Below are 7,495 nucleotides of genomic sequence, written 5' to 3'. Positions count from 1 at the left end.
ACTACGGCTTAGGCCGTAACTGCACTTTATTCGACAAAACCCGCAAGTGGGCATACCGCGCTATCCGTCAGGGTTGGCCGGAGTATGAGCGGTGGTTTCAAGCATGTTATGAGCGTGCCAGCGCTTATAACCTTCAATTTTCATTGCCACTTGACGATAACGAAGTAAGTGGCATTGCAAAAAGCATTGCTAAATGGACTAGTAGAAATTTTGATATTTCTTCTTTTGAAGAATTTGTGCAGAGAACACATACACCGGAGATCCAATCTAGAAGAGGCAAGATTGGTGGCCGGATTAGTAAAGGCGGTGGAAGGAAGTCTTTAGGCGAGCCTTGGATAGAGCTCGGGGTTAGTAGAAGGACTTACTTCCGAATGAAAAACAAAAGTAGGGATTAGCTATGTTTATAAAATCTATCGATATTAATAATTTTAAAGGCTATCATGGAAATCACAGTATCAATTTTAATATTCCCGACGGTAATACGGAGGGTAGCGGGCTAAATATTTTAGTTGGTGAAAATAATTCAGGTAAGTCTACTGTTTTTGAAGCATTAGAGTTTATTAAAGACTCAACCAAAAAAGATCCATCTACTTTACTAAATAAATCCGATCCTGCAATTATCCTCAATGATTTGTCAATAGAGGTTACCTATACCGGTAATTTAACTAATGTTATTAATGCTCACGTTCAAGAAAATAAGATAAACTCATTTCTGAAAAATATCTATCAGGAAGGTACGAGTGAGTGTTTTAAAGTAAAAAGATCATGGAATAAAGACGATCCAGACGAAATTAAAAAGGTTAAGTTTTGGAATGATGTTGATAAAGATTACACCAATCCAAGTGGGATAGATGCTCCTTTTAAAAAACTCTACGATAACAATTTTATCTGGGCTGATACCAACCCGAGTGACGAGTCTAAGTTTGGAGCTTCAACCATTTGCGGTGCTCTTTTAAAAGAAATAGCACTTGGACACACAAGCACCCAAGAGTATCAGGACTTTCAAAATAGTTATCACAGTATTTTTAATAATCCTGCATCTGAGTTAAGACAAAAAATAGCACAGATTGAAAGCATGGTTCAAAGCGTCTTTTCCTCTCAGTTTGGAAACGCCGACATCTCGTTTTCTTTTGACGAATTACAGATAGAGAATTTTTTCAAAACAGCAAATGTAATTATCGATGACGGTGTATCCGTACCTATGAATGAGAAAGGGCACGGTATGCAAAGGGCTGTGGCTTTATCATTACTACAGGTTTACGCGGACATTACAGCGAGCTCTGCGAGTGCAGCAGTATCTAAGCCATTTTATTTTTTTATAGATGAGCCAGAAATATGCTTGCACCCAATGGGGCAAAAGAAACTTTTGGACGCGCTCCTTATCTTGTCAAAAGTAAAGCAGGTTTTTGTTACAACACACTCTCCGTTTATGCTCTCATCCCCTAAAATAAAAAATAGTGAGCTCTTTATCTTTAAAAAAGATAATAATAAAAATCTAATTTCAATTGCTAACACATCACCTATGTTCCCATGGAGTCCTTCGTGGGGGGAAATCAGCTATAAAGCATACAACTTGCCAACAGTTGATTTGCACAATGAGCTTTATGGCCACTTACAAGAGAAGAACGGACAGTATAAGATTTCTCATTTTGATCAATGGCTTAATAGTAAAGGAATCACCAATAGCAAGCAATGGACACCGGAAACCAATGGTGTGCCAAAGCAACCCCTCCAAGCAACCTTACAGACGTTTATTCGAAACCATATTCATCATCCCGAAAACGTAACTATGCAAGCTCATAGATATACTGAGGCCGAGCTGAAACAATCGATCGATGAAATGATCAGTCTTCTTTGATGCGCCACTTGGCACTAAACAAGCCTATATCAGATAACAGCCCTCTTTGAAGAGGGCTTTTTTTATGCAGCCAATATAGAATCTGACATACTGCACTGTACTTTAAGCCAGTATACACTCCGCTAGCGCTACGTGACTGGTTCAGGGCTGCGCCCCGAAACCCGCTAAAACCACTGCCGCGCCTGCGGCTTGCCCAACACCGCGCCGACCAGGAAAGAATTTCCCGTCCGTCCCGGCGTTATCAGGAGGCCGGATTGGCAGACAAACGCAGCAAAATGCTCACTATGTGGGTAACGGAAGATGAGCACCGCCGTCTGCTGGAACGCTGCGACGGTAAACAGCTCGCGGCCTGGATGCGGCAGACGTGTCTGGACGAGAAGCCCGCCCGCGCCGGCAAACTTCCTTCGATCTCGCCGGCACTGCTTCGTCAGCTCGCCGGCATGGGTAACAACCTTAACCAGATTGCCCGACAGGTTAACGCCGGTGGCGGTACCGGGCACGATCGCGTTCAGGTTGTCGCCGCGCTGATGGCCATTGATGCCGGACTGGAGCAGCTGAGGCATGCCGTTCTGGAAAAGGGGGCAGACGATGATCGTTAAATTTCATCCCAGAGGCCGCGGCGGTGGCGCCGGTCCAGTGGATTATCTGCTGGGAAAAGACCGCCAGCGCGACGGCGCCAGCGTTCTGCAGGGTAAGCCGGAGGAAGTCCGGGAGCTTATCGACGCCTCGCCCTACGCCAAAAAGTACACATCGGGCGTCCTGTCCTTTGCCGAAAAGGATTTATCGCCCGGCCAGCGCGAAAAGCTGATGGCGAGCTTTGAGCGGGTTCTGATGCCCGGACTCGATAAAGACCAGTACAGCGTGCTGTGGGTTGAGCACCAGGATAAGGGGCGACTGGAGCTGAATTTCCTGATCCCGAACACGGAGCTGCTGACCGGCAGACGGCTACAGCCGTATTACGACCGCGCCGACCGTCCGCGCATTGATGCCTGGCAGACCATAGTGAACGGCAGACTGGGGCTGCACGACCCGAACGCGCCGGAGAACCGGCGGGCGCTGGTTACGCCGTCCGCGCTGCCGGAAACGAAGCAGGAGGCCGCTCAGGCAATCACACAGGGTTTACTGGCCTTAGCCTCATCCGGGGAGCTGAAAACCCGTCAGGACGTCACCGAGGCGCTGGAAAGCGCAGGTTTTGAGGTGGTGCGCACCACGAAAAGCAGTATCAGCATTGCCGACCCGGACGGGGGGCGAAACATCCGACTGAAGGGAGCCATCTATGAACAGTCTTTTAACGCTGGCGAAGGACTTAGAGCAGAAATCGAAAGCGCAGCAGCAGAGTACCGGCGAGATGCTGAAAGCCGCATTCAGCGAGCACGAGAAGTCTGTCAGAGCGGAACTGCGCGAAAGCGAGAAGAGAATCAGCGCCGCCATCCTCGCCCACGACCAGAAGCTGTCCTCAGCCATGAGCCAGCGTACGAAAGGGATGCTGCGCATGGTCAGCCAGACGTGGCTAACCATCGTCCTGGTCTCCGTGCTGCTGACAGCCTCATGCGCGGGCATTCTGTGGTGGCAGGGGCAGCTGATAGCCGACAACTACACGACCATCCGGGAGCAGACGCGCACGCAGGCCATGCTGTCAGAGAGGAACAACGGCGTTCAGCTCACGACCTGCGGCGAGCAGAGCCGCCGCTGCGTGAGGGTGAACACGGGGGCGGGGACGTTTGGCGAAGATTCGAGCTGGATGATACTGGCGGGGAAATAGCACATGACAGAGCTGGAAAAACAGTTGCTGAGCGCATTAGAGCAGCTACAGCAGGACTACTCGAAAAGGCTGGACGAGTGGGAGAGCGCCTTCGCGGAATGGCGGACGATGTCTGGTCTTATGCAACGGGAGAACGCGGCGCTGAGCGAGCGCGTCACGGGCTTGAGCAGGCAGGTGCAGAGTTTGAGCGAGCAGCTGCGCCGGTTGTCGAACGGCTGAATGCCGTCGAGCTGCGCCAGCAGCAGGAGCGGGCGCTGGAGCACCAGAAAGCGCTGGAGCTGGAGCGATCTCAGCGACAGCGGACGTATGATGGCCCGTCGCTGTGATAACTGGCTAAAACGAGGCTTTTGGCGGGCATCTGGGCTGAAAGCCTGAGCCATTCACCCGGCTGCATGAGTATGCAGTTCGGGGAAATTTACCGGACGCAAACGGGGCGGTTTATCGTGTGGTTTGCTGCCGGTTTTGCCGGGCTGACGCCGCATTCGCACCGAACCCGCCCGGAGCGGTGCGCCCAAGAACTCTTATGTTAAATACGGGTGCCTGACCGGTTCACCCGGAGCTGCCGCGCTCAGTGCAGAGATGACGCTTTGCTGCCGACCTCCAGAATTGCCGACTGGATGTCTCTGATAGCGCTGCGTATCGCTGCCTCCCGCCACGGTTCCTCTGTTGCGAGCAGGAAGGTCTGGAGCTTCAGGAGCAGTGTGGCATTGGTTATGCGCGCCCTCTCATCGAGCAGATCAATGACGGCCTCGCCCATTACTGTGTCAGACAGCCTTTCTTCTTCGTTTCTGTACATGCGTGACCTGCTGCTGTGAAAGCTCTGCCTGGACGGCAGGCGAAGCCTACAGAATACGTGAAAACTGCCGCTCTGGCAGGGAAGGAACTTAAATAGCTTTACGTTGCCCTATTAGAGACAGAGATATTCCTCTGTAACGAATTTTCCCCGCCCTGAGCGGGTTTTTTTTTGCCTTAAAAACGTCAAAAAACGATCGATGCGGCAGTCTGAGCGCTGTGCACGCCTGATTAAGCGCAGAGGGAAAAAGTTAAGGCTATGCTTTATCTGGCTTTACTTAACTCAAACCGGAGGCGTTATGACGGGACGTAGAGGCGGTGCCGGCAATTTTGCGGAAAATCCAGAACGGGCTGCAGAAGCCGGCCAAAAAGGTGGCCGCATAAGCGGCGGGAACTTCAAGAATAACCCAGAGCGAGCCCGTGAAGCAGGCAGAAAGGGAGGCAAGATCAGCCGGAGAGGTGCTCCTGAGCGCAAGGTTTCCTGAGATGAGTTGCTGAAGACCCGCCCTGGCGGGTTTTTTCATGCCCTGCGCAAAAGTAGCGTTATGTTAAATACAACATGCAGGCTGAGGGGGCAAAAAGGGAGCCGTCGATATTTTATGACCGGCTTCGCCAGCGCCATACAGGCCAGACTGGCAGGGCTGCATCCTGTTAAGCGCTCAAAAAAAGGACGCTGGTATGCTGCGGAACAAAGATGGAACGGGCAGCAGGAATTGAACCCGCATCCTCAGCCGTAACAGCTGATGTAATACCTTTTATACCACGCCCGTGTAAACCTACCGAAAGCGCAGGATCAGCACAGTCAGAGGGATGGCTTGCCGGAAAGCTGTCTTTTGGGCGACACGCAGGAGGTGCTCGTGAGGCGGGTACCGCACCGGCTGCAGACAGCCCCGTGAGGCGTATGCGGCTTTTCGCTCCCGGTGGTGTATCGGAATGTCTGGCTCCCGCATTTCGGGCAGTGAAAACACAGATTGCACATATTAATCTGACCGTTCCGCTTATCTCATGATAATAAACTATAGTTACCGTGATTCCTTTCAGTTATGCAAACTTTAATGCCGCAATGGCATGAGTCCTGTGATGTGTACGGTCCAGTTTTCAGCTTGAGGCCCCGCGGTTGTGTTTTGCGGGGCTTTTTTTATGAAGCCGGTACGGCCCTGAGCGGCTTTTGTGGTCATGCGCAAAAGGGATGTTATGTTCAATCAGGGTAATCGGGAGATACAAAAAAAGCCCCGAAGGGCTTCTGAACGATTCATGTTGCAGTGACTATTTTTTTGACGATTTGCTGGGTTTTAAGTCCGGTGTGTTTCCCGGAGTGTTTTTGTTATCACGCTGACGTTGATCTGGTTTCCCAGTTGATTCAGCAATGCGTTTCGGACCAGGTTTCAGAGCCATAAAAAATGTCCTTTAACTGTTTCAGAGGAAAACCCTCAAACTGTATTTATCAACAGTTATGGTTGTTATCAATAGGCACATGATGATTATTTTTTGGTCTTTAAATTTAAGTGCTGTATAGTTTGATATACATGTATATCAATAGTAATTCAGGAGGATTGTATGCTTGCTATCCGACTATCTGATGAGATCGAGTCAAGGCTGGAGTCCCTTGCGAAACAGACGGGCAGAACAAAGACGTTCTATGCGCGGGAAGCGATTCTTACTCATCTCGAAGATCTGGAAGATTATTACCTAGCGGCGGAAACAGCTGCGCGTATCCGGCGTGGTGATGAATCCATGCATTCGTCCGAGGACGTGAGGAAGTCACTTGGTCTGGACGATTAACTATTCCGATCGGGCGCTCAAGTCGTTACGTAAAATGGACAAGCAAACCGCACGCCGGATTGTAGATTTTATGGACTTACGCATTGCTGTTGCAGAAGATCCCCGCCAGTCAGGGAAACCGCTAAAAGGTGAGCTAGGTGAATTCTGGCGTTATCGGGTGGGGGATTATCGCATTTTGTGTGAGATCCGGGATGACGAGCTGGTCATCCTTGCGGCCACGATTGGTCATCGACGCGAAGTTTACGACTGAAGCCCGCTGCGCGGGATTTTTCATTAAGAGGGATTTTATGGAATGGTTAATTGGTGGGTTCGTTGTACTTGTCATTCTCGGTGCGATGTTTAAACCAAGGCGCTGTGATGTTTGTGGCATAGGTTTTAATAAGAAACATTACACTTGGACTATTGAAGGCAAAAAGCAGCATTTGTGCCCTAATTGCAATAGCAAAATGAGTAGACGGGTTAGCAATCAACGATTTACTGACAGGTTTGGACGGTAACCGATCTTGATGCAGGAAAGCACTGTTATGGTAAATAGTTGCGGGATCGACAGAAGTTGCCAGACGGTGTAACGTTAGAGCCAGAAAAAACAAAGCCCCGGAAATCATGCTCTACTTTGGCGAGCGGACATGATAACCAGGGCCAGGTCGAAACCTTGAAGGAATATTAGCACATGAACCGTGCCAGACAACAGCCCGCCATAAGCGCAGGGCGCTTTGAGTAACGCTGCACTCAAACTTTTCAACGAACGTTTACCGCACAAGCCGTACTTTTCGGACGATCTGCACTTTGGTGTACGCATTGCCGGTAAGGAGCGCGCTATTCTGGCGAAATACATCCAGTTTAATCAGCCTCACGCCATGTTCTGGCTGGGATTCGACGTCGATCGCGCCGGTGCCGCCATCGACTGGAGTGACCGTAACGCCCCTGCACCCACGCTGACCATCACCAATCCTGAAAACGGACATGCGCATCTGCTGTACGCGCTACAAACCTCAATCCGCACCGCGCCAGACGGAAAAATGAAGCCACTACGCTATGCCGCCGCCGTGGAGAACGCGCTACGTAAAAAATTAGAGGCTGACGCGGGTTATTCGGGACTAATCTGCAAAAATCCGAACCACAGCCACTGGAAAATTGCCGTTTGGCAGCCGGAACTCTACACACTGGACTGGCTGGCCGATTTCCTCGATCTAAATGCAGCGAATGACAAAAATATAATTGCCGACTACGGCTTAGGCCGTAACTGCACTTTATTCGACAAAACCCGCAAGTGGGCATACCGCGCTATCCGTCAGGGTTGG

At 50.4% G+C, this 7,495-nt stretch carries 10 protein-coding genes, 1 tRNA gene and 1 pseudogene; 10 read left to right on the top strand and 2 right to left on the bottom strand.

What is annotated here, in order from left to right; genetic code table 11:
• The 6 genes and pseudogenes from SB719_RS18770 to SB719_RS18745 form a co-directional block, all read left to right on the top strand.
• On the top strand, positions 1-395 hold a 395-nt coding region (locus SB719_RS18770), incomplete at its 5' end, for a primase C-terminal domain-containing protein (RefSeq protein WP_412159559.1).
• Positions 396-397: 2 nt separating this feature from the next.
• Positions 398-1,858: an ATP-dependent nuclease gene (locus tag SB719_RS18765; protein WP_412159558.1), complete on the top strand. Its 1,461-nt coding sequence runs from the start codon at positions 398-400 to the stop codon at positions 1,856-1,858.
• Between the two features lie 275 nt (positions 1,859-2,133).
• Entirely contained in the window at positions 2,134-2,457 is a 324-nt protein-coding gene (locus SB719_RS18760; protein ID WP_412159560.1) for a MobC family plasmid mobilization relaxosome protein, read from the top strand.
• Positions 2,420-2,764 (top strand): annotated as a pseudogene (locus tag SB719_RS18755) (nuclease); the annotation flags it as partial. The gene SB719_RS18760 and the pseudogene SB719_RS18755, both read left to right, overlap by 38 nt.
• A 370-nt stretch (positions 2,765-3,134) precedes the next feature.
• Positions 3,135-3,620, top strand: coding sequence for an MbeB family mobilization protein (locus tag SB719_RS18750; RefSeq protein WP_412159557.1), 486 nt, complete (start codon positions 3,135-3,137; stop codon positions 3,618-3,620).
• A gap of 3 nt (positions 3,621-3,623) precedes the next feature.
• Positions 3,624-3,839: an MbeD family mobilization/exclusion protein gene (locus SB719_RS18745; RefSeq protein WP_412159556.1), complete on the top strand. Its 216-nt coding sequence runs from the start codon at positions 3,624-3,626 to the stop codon at positions 3,837-3,839.
• A gap of 349 nt (positions 3,840-4,188) precedes the next feature.
• Here the strand turns inward: SB719_RS18745 and SB719_RS18740 are convergent, their stop codons facing one another.
• Positions 4,189-4,416 (bottom strand): hypothetical protein, encoded by a 228-nt coding sequence (locus tag SB719_RS18740; RefSeq protein ID WP_094112309.1) that lies wholly within the window; start codon positions 4,414-4,416, stop codon positions 4,189-4,191.
• A gap of 295 nt (positions 4,417-4,711) precedes the next feature.
• On the opposite strand from SB719_RS18740, the gene SB719_RS18735 reads away from it, so the two are divergent.
• Positions 4,712-4,897 (top strand): general stress protein, encoded by a 186-nt coding sequence (locus SB719_RS18735; protein ID WP_094112308.1) that lies wholly within the window; start codon positions 4,712-4,714, stop codon positions 4,895-4,897.
• 210 nt (positions 4,898-5,107) lie between these two features.
• On the opposite strand, the gene SB719_RS18730 is transcribed toward SB719_RS18735, so the two are convergent.
• Positions 5,108-5,182: transfer RNA gene (locus tag SB719_RS18730), tRNA-OTHER, on the bottom strand.
• 787 nt (positions 5,183-5,969) lie between these two features.
• Between SB719_RS18730 and SB719_RS18725 the strand changes: the two genes are divergently transcribed.
• From SB719_RS18725 to SB719_RS18715, 3 genes are all read left to right on the top strand, one after another.
• Positions 5,970-6,194 (top strand): DUF6290 family protein, encoded by a 225-nt coding sequence (locus tag SB719_RS18725; protein WP_412159555.1) that lies wholly within the window; start codon positions 5,970-5,972, stop codon positions 6,192-6,194.
• Complete coding sequence (locus SB719_RS18720; RefSeq protein ID WP_412159554.1) at positions 6,178-6,444, top strand: type II toxin-antitoxin system RelE family toxin; 267 nt, start codon at positions 6,178-6,180, stop codon at positions 6,442-6,444. Before SB719_RS18725 ends, SB719_RS18720 begins: the two co-directional genes overlap by 17 nt.
• A gap of 463 nt (positions 6,445-6,907) precedes the next feature.
• Positions 6,908-7,495, top strand: a 588-nt coding sequence (locus tag SB719_RS18715) for a replication initiation protein (RefSeq protein WP_412159553.1), incomplete at its 3' end; no start/stop codon positions are given.

This window comes from Pantoea sp. SIMBA_079 (assembly GCF_046940275.1).
GTDB classification, from domain to species: Bacteria; Pseudomonadota; Gammaproteobacteria; order Enterobacterales; family Enterobacteriaceae; genus Pantoea; species Pantoea borealis.
The sequence above is the reverse complement of the archived record's forward strand: the minus strand, read 5'-3'. Positions and strand labels throughout refer to the sequence as shown.